The 17,311-nt window shown below is 56.1% G+C and carries 11 protein-coding genes; 7 read left to right on the forward strand and 4 right to left on the reverse strand.

All coding sequences use genetic code 11. The annotated features are described in order from the left end of the window. Positions 1 to 302: 302 nt before the first annotated feature. On the forward strand, positions 303 to 1,901 hold the full coding sequence (locus FRZ40_RS43505; RefSeq protein WP_205019847.1) for an MASE4 domain-containing protein: 1,599 nt from the start codon (positions 303 to 305) through the stop codon (positions 1,899 to 1,901). Positions 1,902 to 4,118: 2,217 nt separating this feature from the next. Here the strand turns inward: FRZ40_RS43505 and FRZ40_RS43510 are convergent. Further along, positions 4,119 to 4,496 carry an Ltp family lipoprotein gene (locus FRZ40_RS43510; RefSeq protein ID WP_147238395.1) on the reverse strand — a complete coding sequence of 126 codons (378 nt, stop codon included), beginning with the start codon at positions 4,494 to 4,496 and terminating at the stop codon, positions 4,119 to 4,121. A gap of 876 nt (positions 4,497 to 5,372) precedes the next feature. Between FRZ40_RS43510 and FRZ40_RS43515 the strand changes: the two genes are divergently transcribed. Both FRZ40_RS43515 and trpS read left to right on the forward strand, forming a co-directional pair. Then, on the forward strand, positions 5,373 to 5,819 hold the full coding sequence (locus tag FRZ40_RS43515) for a universal stress protein (protein WP_240057523.1): 447 nt from the start codon (positions 5,373 to 5,375) through the stop codon (positions 5,817 to 5,819). A 130-nt stretch (positions 5,820 to 5,949) separates the two neighbouring features. Beyond that, complete coding sequence (gene trpS, locus FRZ40_RS43520; RefSeq protein ID WP_420873927.1) at positions 5,950 to 6,957, forward strand: tryptophan--tRNA ligase; 1,008 nt, start codon at positions 5,950 to 5,952, stop codon at positions 6,955 to 6,957. Positions 6,958 to 7,112: 155 nt separating this feature from the next. On the opposite strand, the gene FRZ40_RS43525 is transcribed toward trpS, so the two are convergent. From FRZ40_RS43525 to pdxR, 3 genes are all read right to left on the reverse strand, one after another. Continuing rightward, complete coding sequence (locus FRZ40_RS43525) at positions 7,113 to 7,568, reverse strand: DUF3788 domain-containing protein (protein WP_054924293.1); 456 nt, start codon at positions 7,566 to 7,568, stop codon at positions 7,113 to 7,115. 652 nt (positions 7,569 to 8,220) lie between these two features. After that, positions 8,221 to 9,291: a ferrochelatase gene (gene hemH, locus FRZ40_RS43530; protein WP_147238397.1), complete on the reverse strand. Its 1,071-nt coding sequence runs from the start codon at positions 9,289 to 9,291 to the stop codon at positions 8,221 to 8,223. Between the two features lie 484 nt (positions 9,292 to 9,775). Beyond that, positions 9,776 to 11,185, reverse strand: coding sequence for a MocR-like pyridoxine biosynthesis transcription factor PdxR (pdxR, locus tag FRZ40_RS43535; RefSeq protein WP_147238398.1), 1,410 nt, complete (start codon positions 11,183 to 11,185; stop codon positions 9,776 to 9,778). Between the two features lie 90 nt (positions 11,186 to 11,275). On the opposite strand from pdxR, the gene FRZ40_RS43540 reads away from it, so the two are divergent. The 4 genes from FRZ40_RS43540 to FRZ40_RS43555 all read left to right on the forward strand — a co-directional run bounded on the left by FRZ40_RS43540 (position 11,276) and on the right by FRZ40_RS43555 (position 17,281). Then, a complete protein-coding gene (locus FRZ40_RS43540) occupies positions 11,276 to 11,710 on the forward strand; it encodes a GNAT family N-acetyltransferase (RefSeq protein ID WP_147238399.1) in 435 nt (144 codons plus the stop codon). Further along, on the forward strand, positions 11,710 to 12,399 hold the full coding sequence (locus FRZ40_RS43545; protein ID WP_147238400.1) for an FMN-dependent NADH-azoreductase: 690 nt from the start codon (positions 11,710 to 11,712) through the stop codon (positions 12,397 to 12,399). Before FRZ40_RS43540 ends, FRZ40_RS43545 begins: the two co-directional genes overlap by 1 nt. Before the next feature lie 480 nt (positions 12,400 to 12,879). Further along, positions 12,880 to 14,109 carry an efflux RND transporter periplasmic adaptor subunit gene (locus tag FRZ40_RS43550; RefSeq protein WP_147238401.1) on the forward strand — a complete coding sequence of 410 codons (1,230 nt, stop codon included), beginning with the start codon at positions 12,880 to 12,882 and terminating at the stop codon, positions 14,107 to 14,109. Positions 14,110 to 14,125: 16 nt separating this feature from the next. After that, positions 14,126 to 17,281, forward strand: a complete 3,156-nt coding sequence (locus tag FRZ40_RS43555; RefSeq protein WP_147238402.1) for an efflux RND transporter permease subunit — start codon at positions 14,126 to 14,128, stop codon at positions 17,279 to 17,281. Positions 17,282 to 17,311: the final 30 nt, after the last annotated feature.

Raw genomic sequence — 17,311 nt, forward strand, 5'->3', positions numbered from 1 at the left:
GGGGACGCTTCCGGGGTCGTTTCCGCTCAACTTCCTTGGCGGGCGGCGCATCTTTCATCAGGGTCAGATCAGAGAGACGTCCATATCGCTCAATTGCACTCGCGTCTGCCCGCATTGGCGAAAGTAATCGCTAGCATTAGACTGGGATCGAGGCGCCATGCGACTTCGAGCTAGTGAGATCGGACGATCCGTCGGGCAAATGGTGGGTAGGAAAGGTACCACGTTCTGGAACTCTGATTCCGAACTAGAGGCCGGCGAACTCGAAATTGCCGCCCACAGCGGGCTTTCGACATGAGGCGAATATGTTCATGGAAAGGTCAGCGGCCGGATTACAGGCGCATGAGTTTGTACTCTCGAATGTTTCCCCCAGCGTCGCTCAAAGGCGGTTCGCGCTTTGCGTTGTGCTAGTGCTGCTCGTTGTCTTTGTCATCTTGGCAGGCCCGCTCTCGGGTCTGCCGCTGAGGCGGGTTGACGCCTTTGTACCCGCCTACGGCACTGCGATCTTCGTCATCGACTCTATCACCGCAGCCCTGCTCTTCGCGCAGTTTTCCGTCCTACGCTCGCATGCGCTTCTCGCACTGGCAGGTGGCTATTTCCTGACGGCGCTCATCGCAATTCCTTGGACGCTCACATTTCCAGGCGTGTTGGCGCCGGAGGGCGGCCTTGGCGGCGGCCTCCAGAGTACGGTTTGGCTCTATGTCCTGTCACACGCGGGCTTCGCCCTGTTCGCGATCATCTACATACTGCTGAAGGATGCCGATCCAATGGAGTGGCTGTCGCCACGCTCCATTCGTTCGAGGGTCCTTACGACTGTCGGATCAGTTACTGCGGTGGTCTGTTGCGCAACAGTTTTCGTTACAACAGGCCATGCGCTCCTCCCGCGCATCATGCTCGACACGGCGCAGGTTTCCTCTCTCTGGTACTACGTGGTCGGACCGATGGCGGCATTATTCGTCGGCGCGCTTCTCTTGCTATGGCTGCGGCACCGCTCGGTACTCGATCTCTGGCTGATGTTGGTCTTGTTCGCATATATCATCGAGATCTCCCTCACCGCCTTTCCCATCCCGTACCGCTTTAGTGTCGGCTGGTATGCCGGGCGAGTTTACGGCGTGCTTTCCGGCAGCTTTGTGCTGCTCATCCTGATAAAAGAAGTGACGATGCTATACGGCGAACTGCTGCGCGCAGTCCTTGCCCAACGCCGGGAGCGCGAGGTGCGTCTGCTGACCGGGGACGCGGTCGCAGCCACCGTTGCGCACGAGATCAAGCAGCCATTGTCGGCGATGATTGTAAACGCCAGTGCGACCCTGCGCTGGCTTGATTGCGCGACGCCCAACATCGATGAGGCCAAAGCCGGATTACAGCTGATCGTGAAAGACGGGCACCGTGCGGGCGCGGTGATCGAGAATATTCGGACGCTCTTCAAGAGGGATGCGCGAACCCGGACCTCGCTCGACGTCAACAATCTGATCCGCGAAGCTCTGGCGCTCGTGCGCGACGACCTGCAGACGCATCGGGTAGCGGTTCAAACCGACTACGGCCAATCGCTCCCACCGATAGAGGGCAACCAGGTTCAGTTGCAGCAGCTGCTCGTGAATTTGATCACGAACGCGATCGATTCAATGGCCACTGAAGATGGGGGCCGGGTAATTTCCTTAAGGTCGAAAGTCTACGACTCCGACAGTCTGGTGGTGTCGGTCGAAGACGTGGGGAAGGGTGTTGACCCGCGCGCTGTCGATCTGATATTCACACCGCAGTTTACGACCAAGGTGCACGGGATGGGGATGGGATTGTCGATTTGCCGGTCGATCATCGAGGCCCATCGGGGGCGGTTGTGGGTGACCGCCAATCTGCCCCGAGGTGCCGTTTTTCACTTCACGCTGCCCACGCACCGGGAGCACTAGCATGCGCAGTGCCACTCTTGAAGATGCAGGAGGTACTATTTCGGTCGGCCCCCTCGGGGCAAGATGCGCAGCAGCGGCAGCCAAACGGTTCCTTTCATAGAACCGTCGCTTGCAAACAGTTTGATCATCCGGAGTTCCAATTTCAGGTTTCCGATTGTGCGATTGCCGCATAGGACAACAGTTGGCTGAAGCGATTTTCTGACCAACGTGTCGCGGACCGTGAACGATTTCGCTCCGGCGAGACTTGCAAGTCGGTTGGATGCTAACAATGCTCCTAGGCCGGCGCGGCTGACTCTCTCCGTATCACCGAGCCCGATACGCAGATCCATGTGGTAGGGGCCTGAAGGCGAGATCAAACCAGTGCCCGGTTCGTTTTCGAGGTATGTGCGCTGTCCCTTCTGGGTCCGCGAGTACTCGTTCACTCGCACCGGCGTCTGACATTCGACGCTACCACGGCGCAAACGGCGGCAAAGCGCCTATCAGCTGCCTCACAGTGGCCAACATTCCAGCGTTCGCTATAGCCGACAAGTACGCCTAGAGTCCGCCGGAAAACCAGCCGTTCGAGTGGCGGCTGCACGGTTTAGACGAGCGGCGGACTGTGGCGAGAGCACCGGTTAAAGGGGGCGCTATGAAGCTGCCTGAAATCTCCAACGGCTGCTTTCGGGTGGCTTCTGTGAATGAGTATGGTCGGCCAACTCCAGCCGTTCGTCTTTGTGGCATGTGCACCGGTCAAAGCCGTTACGACCTTATCCACTTCCTGGCAGGAAAAGGAGTGTATAAGTCAATAAAAGCGCCGGATGCTGCCGCCAACTTCTCTTCATCGTAGACATCCCGATAATGGATCGCATAGATGTACATGGCAAGCTCCTGCGGCATTCAAGAAGGATGTGGTCACCGGACTTTTGCTTCAAGTGAGGTGTTCATTCCGCTAGCAACTGCCTATGCTCTCCGACCGCTCTTCCGTGACGGGCTCGTCTATTCGCGCCACGATGTTCTCCGGTCCCAATGATTGACCACAGGAAAGGCACGCGGGCGTGGCATCGGCGAACAGCGGATCGAGTCCTTCATATTCTCCTAGATGGGAAAGACCGCAGACGAAATTGAAGTGCCACTGTGGCATTATTGTGTTATCCCTGCTTTCGACAATAAAGCCGCGATGACCGCACGCACACAGTAGGGTGAAAATCTTGCGCCTTTTCATGGACAGCCTCCCTTCCTTCCTTCGTCCGCGAGCCACCTGGCCGGCGGCTTTTTATATCCCACGCGTAGAAGACGCCGGTCGCTCGCGCCCGAATCCGATCGTACCGATGCGGTTCAAAGTCCGGCGATACGACCCTTAGTCGGAACACAAACAAATGCTCTTCCTATGCACGTTGTATTGCTTGCAGTCTAGCGGGATCTTGGGATCCGCAAACTCATGGTAGACCGCCGACCAAAAGAAAACCATTGTACGAACGGTTCAGTGCAGTCTTACGTGGGCATATAGCGCTCATACTTTTGGATACCTCGATGTAGCTTGCGCAGAAGATAGCCGCTCCTATCCGCAAGGCGACCTAGCGCTCAAGCACCAGCTACGCACGTCGAGCGCATCCGCGTCGCAACAGCGCTGGAAGCAACGCAGCGCGGCATTCTCACAAGTCGAGGCCTCGCATCGCCGGGCGCGCAAAGCATCCTGAACGTACGGAAGCAGGAATCCGCCGACCATGCGATCTCGAAAGTCTGTTCGACCGTGTCTGATGCGAACCTGCGTAGCGTAGCCAGCGACTTCGAAACACGCGCGGCAATCAAAAGTTTCGTGCAGTGCGGTAAGGGGCGTGAACATTCTCGCTACCATCTCGGCCTTTTCGATTCTAGCGATCTATTCAACACGGATGACGAAAATAGGCGCGGCAATTCCGGATCGACGAGATCTCTGGGCGTGCGGCGCAATCACGCTTGACCTACTTCCTACACGAGTGTGGATGTCGGCAGCGCGACTCGCAGTTGCCCAACGGACGACAAATCTGATTATTGGGTTTGACCGGCTTGCGTTCTTATCCTGCATGTTGCATTTGCGGCGTATGTAGGCTCCGGCAGCTAAGCTTTAATGGGGATCGGAATTCAGAATCAAGAGGGCCGGGAAAATACCTAGCAATGTAATTGCCCTTATCGCTGAAATATCGCGAACTGAAAGCCTTTTATAAAAGCGAGGAATCGCCTCAGCCCCCTCGCTAGATTTTAGCAAGCGCCAGCCTGTCTTGCTCCGTAGGTTGCTTGACTTCCGGTATATCGGTCTCCGGCATTTGAGGAAAGTTGACGAATGAGGCCTTTGCACGAGAAGCCTTGCATGCTGAGATACTGCTTCGCAGACTTCACTGCCTGCTGGTTCCAGTCAACGTTCAGACTGTCCACGGCAACCGTAGCATCGGCAATCGTGTATCCGTCCCCGGCATCCGATGAGAGTTGATGAATAAGCCCGTCCCGCGAGAACGCTTGCATAATGAGATACTGCTTTGCTGATCTAACCGCGTTATTCTGAGGGCCAGTCAAATCTCCGGCCCATGTGGATGCAGCAGCAAACAAAGCGGCAGTCATGGCAACCTTCCAAAAATTCATTGAAATAAATCTCCGTGAACATATGCGATACCTCTGACGCCATGGAAGCTCTTGCCCCAAGGGCTACAAGCGGCGACGCGCACCGCGATGAGATGAGTTTTGTATTGAAGGCCAAGCAAAGCTTACCTTAACTTTAACCGTCTATGTCTAAGTTCTCTGGCATAGCGAGTTGGCCATGTCGACGCATCGTCTAAGATGCTTGCTTTCGGCGAATACTCGTGACGTTATGTCCACTATGTGCGCGCCACCGGCTCGCCATGGCTGCGATTAGCGGAGCCCCGACCGACTTCGTCGTGTGCCGTGATCGTCGCTTGCAACTAAAGAAGGCATGAACAAGATGCCGCACGCGCCGCTCCTATTTCCGACAACGGTCCGTTCGACAAGAGTTTGCACATTGCCGAATCGAGAGGGCAGAGCGGATCGGCGGAGTGAGGGCGAGGACGAAAGGTGTCAGGTCGCGCAGGCGTTTGAAAGTGCTGGACCGGTCTAGCGTCGAGGATGGCCCAGCCCAACAATCATTTCATGGCCCTACGGCCGGTCTCAGCAAATGGATACCATAGGCGACCCATCAAGGAAAACTTCTGTCGATGCTCGGATTTCTCGCGCGAATGCATTGGAGTATGGTTGACTTGAGCAGGACCGGCTCACGATGTTTACCAATCCGCAATGGTTTTCGCCCATTCGCGAATGGCTGTCGCTTGGTATTCCGGCGAGTCCGCATCACCGGTTCTCCACCCTTTCTGTGAAATTTCTGTGCTTTTTTTGTGAAGGTTGCTGTTCCCCACGGGAATCCCTTGCGCGTAAGCCTCTCGCATTGACTCCATTGTATTGACTGACCCGATTCGCGCTCCATTGACTGCTACGCCTAATTTGCAAATGCCGAACGACTCCAGAATACTACTGTTCTATGATGGAACAACCGAAGCAAAGTCCGCTTTGCTTCGATGCGCCTCGCTTTCTTTAGCGCTTGCGGCCGTTGTCGATGTCGTCGCGGTTGTCGATTGCATTGGCACGGGAGCCATCGCTGGGGGCATGATGAATGAAGTCTTGGTATTGCAAATGGAAGCAAACGCGCGCTCTGACCTGAAGTACGCAATCGACGAGCTAAATATGAATGGAATTTCTGCATGCGGCCATCTCGTATTTGGCCACGCTGTGGATGCGATCTCTCAGCTGCTCGAACGATTGAGCGCCGATATGATCGTCGTCGGTCACCGTGTGAAAACCGGCTTCGCGAGATGGTACGGGGGGCGCCCGCTTCACATTGACCTGTCGGACAGGTTAAAAGGGGCGACGATCGTTACCGTAACTGTGGGCTGGTGAGTGAGATCATCCGCAACAATGGGGCCTGCAGTGGCTTTGGTTGCGCCACCTGACGCCTCCGGGCCTGGCGGCGTTTGAGGCTCCCTGCCATTGAGACTGGTACCATTAAACGATAGGGCTGTAGCCGATAATGTATAAAAACCGTCCTACCATCCTGACCGGGGACCGGACCACGGGCCCGCTCCATCTCGGCCACTATGTCGGGTCGTTGCGTGCAAGAGTTCAGTTGCAGCATGAAGCACGGCAGTTCCTGCTTCTCGCAGATACACAGGCGTTGACCGACAACGTCGGTCGACACCAGAAAGTAACCGAGAATGTGATTGAAGTAGCACTCGATTATCTTGCCGTCGGAATCGACCCGACGAAGTCCACCATTCTCATCCAGTCGCAGGTACCAGAATTGGCGGAGCTCTCTCAGTATCTCCTCAACCTCGTAACCGTCGCGCGTCTAGAACGTAACCCCACGATCAAGGAGGAAATTCGACTACGGGGTTTCGAGAGAGACATTCCGGCCGGCTTCCTGACGTATCCGGTCAGTCAGGCTGCGGATATAACAGCGTTCAAGGCAACGCACGTACCTGTGGGCGATGACCAGTTACCTATGATCGAGCAGACGAACGAGTTGGTGCGCCGCTTCAACAACACCGTTGACCGCTCTGTACTGGTCGAGTGTGAAGCCGTGCTCTCGCAGGTTACTCGATTGCCCGGTGTCGATGGCAAAGCCAAGATGAGCAAATCGCTAGGTAACGCGATTACTCTGGGAGCCACTGAGGACGAGATTTCGAAGGCGGTCAGCGACATGTATACGGACCCGAACCACCTGCGGATAAGCGATCCTGGTAGGGTAGAGGGTAATGTCGTGTTCGCGTTCCTCGATGCATTTGAACCCGACGTACAGAAAGTTGACGAGCTCAAATCGCACTATCGTCGTGGAGGTCTGGGCGATAGTGCGGTAAAACGGGTCCTAAACGAGCGACTACAGTCACTTATCGAACCCATTCGGGTGCGCCGTCGCGAGCTTGAGGAAGACCGGGGCGAGGTGCTCGCAATCTTGCGCCGCGGTACGATGTGTGCGCGAGAGGTGGCCGCAGAAACACTGTCGGAGGTCAAAGGCGCGCTCGGGTTGAGCTACTTCTAGAGCTAAGCGGCCGCTGTCGACTATTTCAGCACTGCCCTCGAATGTCGCAAGTGGCACAACGGCGTTAGGGAAAGCGTTGATGAAAATCGCGCGCGGCGTGACCGCGAGCGCGAAGCTGGGCGCGTAGGCCGCAGGGCTTAACGCTTGCACGATATTCAACCGCGCGTTAGCGGCGGGCGTTTCATACTTACAAGCTCTATCAGCTCATGCCGGTCATCTGCGGATGAGACGGCAACGGTCAACCATTTCCCGTCGGGGTATGGATGAGCATCGTCGTAGAGCTTCACCAACTTCGGGCTCCAGGAATAACGACGCTCGTCAAATTTTTCCCGCTCCGCTCGCCCTAAGACGACGAGAACGGACAACATCCTGTATTCGGGCAACAAGGTGCAGAAGGCCTTGGTTTTCTTGTAGCGCAGTGACCAACCGCGTTTCTTGCCGCCATAGAGCCAGTCGGGTGCGAAAACACCAGGGTAGGATGCGTCGATCCAGCTTTGCAGACGGGTCCAATGTTTGAACGCATCGGCCCCCATCCAGTCGCGTAGAGTTCGCTCATCGGGTGGTGTGGATTTGTCGGTGATCCTATCGCCGATTTCGGGAGACTGATTCATGTTGCTTTCCTCTTCCTCTTTGTAGGCGGAATGCTTTTGCCGGTGCATGTGCTCTTCTCGCCAGCGATCTTACATGAGCTTCTGGCCAGTGATTCGGATGCTTCTGAAGGCTTATTCATATCCTCTGGAGGCCGCAATGGCAGTCTCCAAATTCACAGATCTTCGATGCGGCCAGACACGACGTGCTAATCGGGACTACAATGGCTCAGTCGTCTGCAGGGAAAATAAACGTTAGCGTAGTGAATTCAACTCATGACACTTCGTTACTGCGTAACGGACATGATGGCATTCAGTGACGCTGTCCGGCTAAAGTGCAAAACGGCATGAGTTGCGTATTTTCACCAGACACCTGCGATAAGGTAACGATTAAGTGGTGTTCGGTGGACGCAGTCGTGTAGGTGCCTTGGGCGACCGCGTAATGTTGAGCGTCCGTCTAGCCGTTACGCGGTAACAAAACTAAGCCGGTGACAGCAATAGCGATATGCGACAGGTTGATCGACGTCACCACTGGCCACAGCCATTTGTCGATACGTACGCAAGCGCCCGGTTCGGTTGAATTCTTGTAGCCCTTCAATGCTTCTTCAGGCTATTCCGGACGCCGTAAGCCATCGCACGGTTGCACATTGAAAGATTGCTGGCGGGAGGCGCAATTTCAAGCCACGGAAGCACTTTGCGGCGTGCTTGCCTGGACCGGCCAGCCTTGCAGGTGCTGGGCAACGATTTCGCCGAGCGCCGCGATCCACGCGTGCGATGCATTCAGGCAGGGAATCGCGTGAAAAACTTTCCCGCCGGCGTGCACGAATTCGTCGCGCACTTCCATGCCGATTTCCTCGATCGTTTCCAGACAGTCGGCCGTGAAACCCGGACAGAACACGTCCGCCCGGCGCACGCCCGCCGCACCCAGTTCCTTTAGCGTCGGCGCCGTATAGGGTTGCAGCCACTCTGCCTTGCCGAAACGCGACTGGAACGTGACCCGGCACTCGACGGGCGTGAGCCCGAGCGCGTGCATCAACAGCGACGCCGTCTGCTGGCATTGCTCGTGGTACGGGTCGCCCAGATCGAGCGTGCGCTTCGGCACGCCGTGGAAACTCAGCACCAGTTTGTCGCCCGCCGCGAAATCCGGGCGGCCGTGCGCATGCCAGTAGTGATTCACCTGCGCGGCGAGCGCTGCGATATAGGCGGGATGATCCGCGTACTGACGCACCGTGCGGATTTCCGGCTGCTTGCGCATGCGCTTGAGCGCGGCGAACGCGTCGTCGAAGGCAGTGGCCGTTGTCGACGACGAATACTGCGGGTACATCGGCATCAGCAAAATGCGCTCGGCGCCCGCCAGCTTCAACTCATTGAGCATGGCGGGAATGCCGGGCGTGCCGTAGCGCATCGCGTAATCGACGATCACGGAATAGTCGTTCAGCTGCAGCAGATGCCGCAGCCCTTCCACCTGTTTCTCAGTGTGCACGCGCAGCGGCGAGCCTTCCGGCATCCACACGGCCGCGTACTTCTTCCCCGAAGCCACGCCTCGAAACGGCAGAATCAGCAGACGCAGGATGATTTGCCACAGCAACGACGGAATCTCGACGACGCGCGGATCGGACAGGAACTGCGCCAGATAGCGCCGCACGGCGCGAGGCGTCGGCGAATCGGGCGTGCCGAGATTGATCAGCAATACGGCGACGCGACGAGCCGCAGCAAACTCCAATGACCGTTCGAGATTGAGGCGCATAGGCAAAAGACAAGTGCCGCGCGAAGGCGCGGCATGAAATGGACAATTATGAACTGAAGCTCATTATAGCCGCGCCCTCTGCCGGCGACACCTGGGCGTTCGGCCAATTGGCACGGGCAAAGGAACGCCGCGGATGATGCACATCATGGCGGCGCCGGCGTGTCTTACCGCAGAAATGATCTATTTGGCTTCCGTCTCCACTGCGGTGAGCTAGTCGCCCTTCTGGCTGAATCAGCAAACGCGAACTCATAACTCGTAGGTGACCCATAGCAGATGCGTAATGGGTGATAGGCGACGACCAGTAATGGCCGGTGGTACTCTGGAAGACATGTTACGGTGCGCCGGCATCGGAGTCCTGTTTGTCAGCTCAGAGGTCTATTTCATGGTATGAAGTCGCTAGACACCCGATATTCGCCGGCGGGATTGGCGAACGCGCGCGGCCTGAAACCAAGATGCTGTTCATAAGCGGCAGGATTGTTGACAATCAGTGATCGAAGGCCTCTCTCAACCGCCGGACTTGCTTTAAAGCTTGCTCCGGAGTGGCAATATTGGCAAATCCCATCAGCAGTCCAACCGGCGATCGACGGCGTATGCACCATTCGCTCAAGGCCATTATTGCTAAACCTTTGGCATTGGCAGCGGCAGCGAATGCCTTATCGTTGTACTTTGGTTTTAGATGCGCAACCACATGGATTCCACCCGCGCGTTCCGGAACCAGCAGCATATCGCCGAACACGTGAGCCAAAGCCTGAACCAGATAATCGCGTCTTGTCGCGTAAAGTGAACGCATTTTCTTGATGTGCCGAGCAAAATGGCCCTGCTCCATGAAATCGGCGACGGTGGCCTGAAAAAGGACTGGGCTGCTTCCGAGTTGCGCCATCGAGTTCCGGAACTTGTCGATTTCATGCTCCGGAACCACCAGGTAGGCCAGTCGCAATCCCGGGTATAGCACCTTGCTGAAGGTGCCGGCATATAGCACCCGCCCCCCGTGGTCCAGGCTTTTCAGAGGGGGAAGGGGCCGGCCGTCGTATCTGAACTCGCTGTCATAATCGTCTTCGATGATCCATGCGCGTTGAGCTTGCGCCCAATCCAATAACGCCAATCTTCGGGGCAGTGACAGGGCGACGCCGGAGGGGCTTTGATGTGTTGGCGTAACCACTGCGAACCGGGCGTCAACCGCGTGACGCAGACCGGCTTCGACGTTCAGGCCATCGTCATCTACTGGCACCGGAATCAATTGCATGCCGGCATCCTCAAGGAACCGTCGAGCGTGCAGATACCCTGGATCCTCGAACCAGCCGCTATCACCATGCCGGAACAAAGTGCGTCGAATCAGTTCCAGTGCTCCGCGGTATCCTGCAGTTACGAAAACCTGATCGGGCGTGCAGGCGATACCGCGTGAAACCGCCAGATAAGCAGCAATCGCCCGCCGCAGCGGCTCATATCCGCTTGGATCCGCGTTGACCATGTCCGCGACGTGCATCGCGCGCAAATTTCGCCCTGCGAGCCGAACCCAGGTTTTCCGGGGAAAAGCGTCCAGTGCGGGCAATCCCAATTGCAAAGGCTTGGAGCCGGCTTGTTTCACGTGACTTGATCGGGAAGGAATGCTCGACCCAACCGGTGTCGTCGCGCTGACGCGCCCATCAAGCTGAGGAGACACGACCGTGCCGGCCGGTCCACGTCCTATCAGATACCCCTCGCTGCTCAACATCTGATATGCCGCCTCAACAGTACCGCGTGCGAGATTCAGTTCACTCGCGAGACTTCGAATCGAAGGCACGCGGTCGCCAGGAGCCAGCTTGCCGGTGGCGATTGCATTTCGAAAACGCCAATACAGCTGCAAATAGATCGGCGACTCGTGATCTGTCAGCGACTTGAAGTCAGGTAAGCCCATCTCGATGTCCCAGTCGATTGAGTGTTTCTTGTGCCTGTTGAGTAGGTCACCCTTCTTCTAAACTGGCGACTCGGTAACTCGGATATCGCCATGACATTCACCTCCTTACGTCATATCGACAACGATCAAGATTGTATCGCCTGCTATGCCGTCATGCTGGAGTTGCGACAGAATCTAATCGGGCCGGAAGCCTTTGTCGCGCAGTTACGAAGGCAATCAGAACAGGGCTACCGGCTGCTGGCTGCATGGCAGGGAGAAGAGATCGTTGCGCTGGCGGGTTATCGGTTCCAGGAAAACCTGCTGTACGGTCGTTTCGTCTATATCGATGATCTGGTGGTAGGCGCTGGCGTACGCAGCCAAGGCCTCGGTCGGAGACTGATTGAAGCGGTACGTGAAGAGGCGAAACGACTGCGCTGTGATCGGCTTGTGCTCGACACAGGTTTGTCGAACGCGTTTGCTCAGCGCTTTTACTTCCGACAAGGCTTACTGGCAACAGGATTGCATTTTGTTGAGGCGGTTGACTGATGAGCACCTTTCTTCTCTTGGAATGCAGCCCGCACGGTGAGCGCTCGCTGGGTGGTCAGGTGGCACGCGACGCTATCGAACAGTTCCAGTTTGGACGCCCGGAAGTCCGTCTCGTGACGCGCAACGTCGCTACTGATGGGTTGCGCGCCCTTTCAGCGGCGTACGCGCAAGGTCTATTTGAGTCATGGACACATACGTCCGATGCCTTCCCGGATTCCGAACAACTGATTGATGAACTGGAGCAGAGTTCTTACGTGCTGATTTCCACTCCGATGCATAACTTCGCCGTGCCTTCGGCGTTGAGGTTATGGATTGATCACATTGTGCGTGATGGGCGCACTTTCAAACGCGGGACCCGGGGGAAAATTGGGCTACTCAAAGACCGCCCGACACTCGTTCTTATTAGGTCTGGCACTCCATGCTTTGGGGAAAGAGCGAGTCAACCTGATTTTCTAACGCCGTATCTGCGCCATGTTTTTTCCGTTATCGGGATTCATAGCACCGAGTTCGTTTATCTGGCGGGGGAAGACCCGACAGCGGGCGACATTGCGGTTGCCCGCGCGAAACTGACGGCATCGCTTGAATTTTCATCGCGGGTGTTCCGGTCTGTGCGCAACACAGAGCGGACTGGACGGAATGAAGGTTCGATTTCAACCACGGATGGTTTGCACGGCAGGAACGACGCCTGAATATCAAAGTGCTTGAGTCGACGCGATACCGAGGACCACATTCAACTCATCTGTTTGTCGGCATAAAGCATCCATCGGTTGGTTGGTGTTTCAAATGGGTGGTTTGAACAAGTGTTTGCACAGGCAGGTTTTCCTGAAAAATTTCCGGTGAGGGATGTGGTGGATAGTTCGGAATCTTGTCGACGCATTACGAGCGCTCCCAACGGTCCCGAAAAGACTCACGGATCACAATGACGGCTTGCGACTCAAAGGGACGCCTCGCCTGCTGTTCGACGGTGTTCTTCGGGTCACAGATAGCAAAACGCGCTTTCATTCGGTCTGCGTCTACAAGCTTATCTGAGACCCGCATCACGCGATTCGCTTTTCCGTCCGCGCTATTACCCCCTTTGCTCCCATGAAATGACCGATTTGATCGCCTTAAAGCCGCCCTTACGTCGCCCACGCCAACCAGGATACGACCGATCTGACGAGATGTAGCACATGCTTACTAGAAAAACTTTTCACTTAATAACCGCGATTGCGGCTTCTGCTATTGGATTAGCGGCGTGCGGAAAGAAAGAATCCGTTCCAGGCCCTCAACTACCTGAAGTCGGCTTTGTGACGGTAAATCCACAGCCAGTGTCCATCTTCACTGAGCTACCGGGACGCACAAGCGCGTATCTGGTTGCACAGGTGCGTGCACGAGCAGACGGGATTGTACTTAGTCGTGACTTTGTTGAGGGCAGTGAGGTAAGGGCAGGTCAACGCCTTTACAAGATCGACCCCGCACCGTACATCGCGAAGGTAGATGCTGAAAAGGCCGCTCTTGCTAAGGCCGAAGCAAATCTCATTACCGCGACTGCTTTGGCGAAGAGGGATAAGGTGCTGGTCGCGGCGAGTGCGGTTAGTGAACAGGATTACGAGAACGCCGTCTCCGCGGAGAGAGCAGCTGCTGCAGATGTCGCCGCAGGAAAGGCGGAAGTTGAGACGGCGCAAATCAATCTGCGCTATACCGACGTAATCTCACCCGTGACAGGTCGCACTGGCGTGTCGCAGGTAACGCCGGGCGCATATGTTCAAGCGAGTCAGGCGACTTTGATGGATACCATTCAGGAGATAGATCGCGTATATGTCGATGTCGCACAAGCCAGCCTCGACGGACTCAAGCTTCGTCGCGAGATTCAAGAGAGGCGTCTGGAAACGTCCGGTGCAAATGCGGCTCTAGTCACGTTGATTCTTGAAGACGGTCGTGAGTATTCGCACAAGGGGACTTTGCAATTCTCTGACGTAACCGTAGACCAATCCACAGGTTCCGTAACGTTGCGGGCGGTTTTTCCGAATCCCGATCGCGTGCTGCTGCCTGGCATGTTCGTCCAGGCACGCATAGAGAAAGGCATTGATGAACATGCGTTTCTGGTGCCGCAGGTTGGTGTCACGCACGATCAGAAGGGGCGGGCGAATGCACTGGTAGTTGGTGCCGATAACAAGGTGGTCGCGCGCTCACTCGTCACCGCTGGAACGTACGGTAGTGACTGGGTCGTCGACAGCGGCTTGCAGCCGGGAGATCGAGTGATCGTACAAGGCACGGAAAAAGTGCGGCCCGGTATGACCGTGAAGGCTGTTCCAGCAACAAATGCGTCGACAGTAATGGGCTCTTCCGCGGAACCTGTCTCCCGACGCGGAGCTTCACCAGGTGCACCTGCTTCACAATCTGTAGCCTCTGGCGTTTGAGTAGGAGTAGCGTCAATTGTCTAAGTTCTTTATCGCTCGCCCGATTTTCGCGTGGGTGATTGCGATTATCCTGATGCTTGCGGGCGCAGCGTCCATCGTCGCGCTTCCAGTTGCCCAGTATCCACAAATCGCGCCGCCGGCGATCCAGATCACAGCAAACTATCCCGGTGCCTCTGCAAAAACCGTCGAAAGTACGGTGACTCAGGTCGTCGAGCAGCAAATGAGCGGTCTCGATCATCTGCTGTACATGTCGTCGAACAGCGATGATTCGGGCGGCTCCACGATTACAATTACATTCGCACCGGGCACAAACCCGGACACTGCACAGGTTCAGGTGCAGAACAAGTTATCGCTTGCGACACCGCTTCTACCCCAAGCCGTGCAGCAGCTGGGCTTGCAAGTCACGAAATCAACGAGCAGCTACCTGTTATGGATCGCTTTTACATCCGATGATGGGAGTATGTCTTACGTTGACTTGACGGATTATGTCGCGTCGCATGTTCTAGATCCTATCAGCCGTATCAACGGTGTGGGACAGACACGTTTGCTGGGCTCGCAGTACGCGATGCGGATATGGCTCGATCCGTCCAAGCTGACTAACTATTCGCTCACGCCACTAGACGTTACTCATGCAATATCCGATCAAAACGTGCAGGTTGCTGCCGGGCAGATCGGAGGCACGCCGGCGGTAACGAACACGGTAATGCAGGCCACCATTAACGCAGCCACTCTTCTCCGGACGCCAGAGCAATTCGGCAACATTCAGTTGAGGGTTAACCAAGATGGCTCGCAGGTACGTCTGAAAGACGTGGCTAGAATTGAGCTGGGCGCCGAAACGTACAGCTTTGATATCAAGTTTAAGGGGCAGCCCGCTGCCGGCTTCGGAATCCAACTTGCGCCGGGTGCCAATGCTTTGCAGACGGTCAGCGCAATTCAAGCGAAGGTGAAGGAGCTGTCGGCGTCGTTCCCTCACGGACTGGCGGTCCACTATCCGTACGATAGCTCACCGTTCGTGCACAAATCTATCGAAGAGGTCGTTAAGACACTGATCGAAGGGATAGTGCTTGTTTTTCTCGTGATGTACCTGTTCATGCAGAACCTGCGTGCAACGTTGATCCCAACCATTGCCGTACCTGTTGTTTTGCTTGGCACGCTTGGCATCGCGAACGTGCTCGGTTTTTCGATCAACGTGCTGTCGATGTTTGGACTTGTGCTCGCAATTGGCCTGCTTGTCGACGATGCGATCGTGGTCGTTGAGAACGTAGAACGAGTGATGATGGAAGAGGGGCTCTCACCACGAGAGGCAACTCGCAAGGCGATGGGACAGATTACCGGCGCGCTGATTGGCGTAGCGCTGGTCCTGTCGGCGGTATTTGTTCCGGTCGCACTCTCTGGCGGGTCTGTCGGCGCGATCTACAGAGAGTTTTCCGTGACTATTGTCTCGGCAATGGTCCTGTCGGTGCTCGTTGCACTGATTTTGACGCCGGCGCTTTGCGCGACGATCCTAAAACCGATTCCGCGCGGTCATCAGACCGAAAATGGAGGTTTCTTCGGCTGGTTCAACCGGATGTTCGATCTGAGTCGCGTCAAATACCAAGGTGGTGTGCATCACGTCATCCGACGCTCGGGGCGGTGGATACTGATTTACCTCACCGTTATCGCGGGCGTTGGAGCACTTTTCATACAGTTGCCGAAGTCCTTCCTTCCCGACGAGGACCAGGGGTACATGTTCGTCATTGTGCAGACCCCACCCGGTTCGACGAAGGAAATTACCGGACGCACGCTTTCGGACATCAACGACTACTTGCTGACTAGCGAGAAGGACGTCGTAGATTCGGTTTTTACGATGAATGGGTTCAGCTTTGCCGGACGGGCTCAGAACGCGGGTCTTGCGTTTGTAAAACTGAAGGATTTCGAACAGCGCCAGCACGCAGATCAAAGTGTTCATATGTTGATCCGGCGTGTGGCCGCACACTACGCGAAGTACAAGGATGCAAAAGTCATTCCCTTTAACCCGCCTGCGATTCGTGAATTAGGTACGGCATCTGGCTTTGACTTTGAGTTGACAGACAACGCTGGCGTTGGACATGAGGCTCTGATGGATGCCCGAAATCAACTGCTAAAGATGGCTTCCGAGGATCCGGTACTGTCGCTGGTACGTCCTAACGGCCTAAACGACACGTCCACATACGAGGTCAATATCGATAGAGAGAAAGCGCAGGCCCTTGGCGTGTCGCCGTCCGCGATCGATCAGTCCTTGTCGATTGCGTGGGCATCTCAATATGTGAACAACTTCCTCGACGCCGACGGTCGGATCAAACGTGTCTATGTTCAGGCTGACGCGCCATTCCGGAGGACGCCCGAAGACCTGAGTCGGTGGTATGTACGTAACGACGCCGGGACAATGGTGCCGTTCAGCACTTTTGCTGACAGCCGGTGGGCGTACGGCTCTCCGAAGCTCGAACGTTACAACGGCGTGTCGTCGGTGGAGATTTTGGGTCAGGCTGCGCCTGGAAAGAGCACCGGACAAGCTACGGCGGAAATGGAGGCGCTCGCGAAAAAATTGCCTGCGGGCATCGGTTATTCGTGGACTGGGTTGTCGTTCCAGGAAGTTCAGTCTGGGTCGAAGGCTCCGCTCATCTACGGAACGTCGATTCTCGTTGTGTTCCTTTGTCTCGCGGCGTTATACGAGAGCTGGTCGATTCCGTTCTCTGTAATTATGGTCGTGCCGGTCGGCGTCGTCGGCGCGTTGCTAGCCACGACACTCCGAGGTCTTGAGAACGACGTTTTCTTCCAGGTCGGTCTTTTGACGACCGTTGGACTGTCAGCAAAAAATGCGATTCTCATTGTCGAATTCGCGCGTGAACTGCAGGATAAGCAAGGGATGGCTCCGATTGATGCGGCACTCGAGGCGGCGCGCCTGCGGCTGCGCCCTATCATCATGACATCCCTCGCGTTTATCTTTGGAGTCTTTCCGCTTGCCGTCAGTAATGGCGCAGGGTCCGCTAGTCAGCATGCAATCGGAACAGGAGTGATCGGCGGGATGCTGACGGCGACGTTCCTGGCGATTTTCCTGATTCCGATGTTCTACGTGAAGGTGCGAACGATGTTCGCTCGCCAGGGCGGTGGTATCGATGAGGCCACGCGCGCCGTAGAGGAGCATGAGCAGTAAGCGCCTACCCATCGTGATGACGAAAGCAAT

Source organism: Paraburkholderia azotifigens (genome assembly GCF_007995085.1).
Taxonomy (GTDB): domain Bacteria; phylum Pseudomonadota; class Gammaproteobacteria; order Burkholderiales; family Burkholderiaceae; genus Paraburkholderia; species Paraburkholderia azotifigens.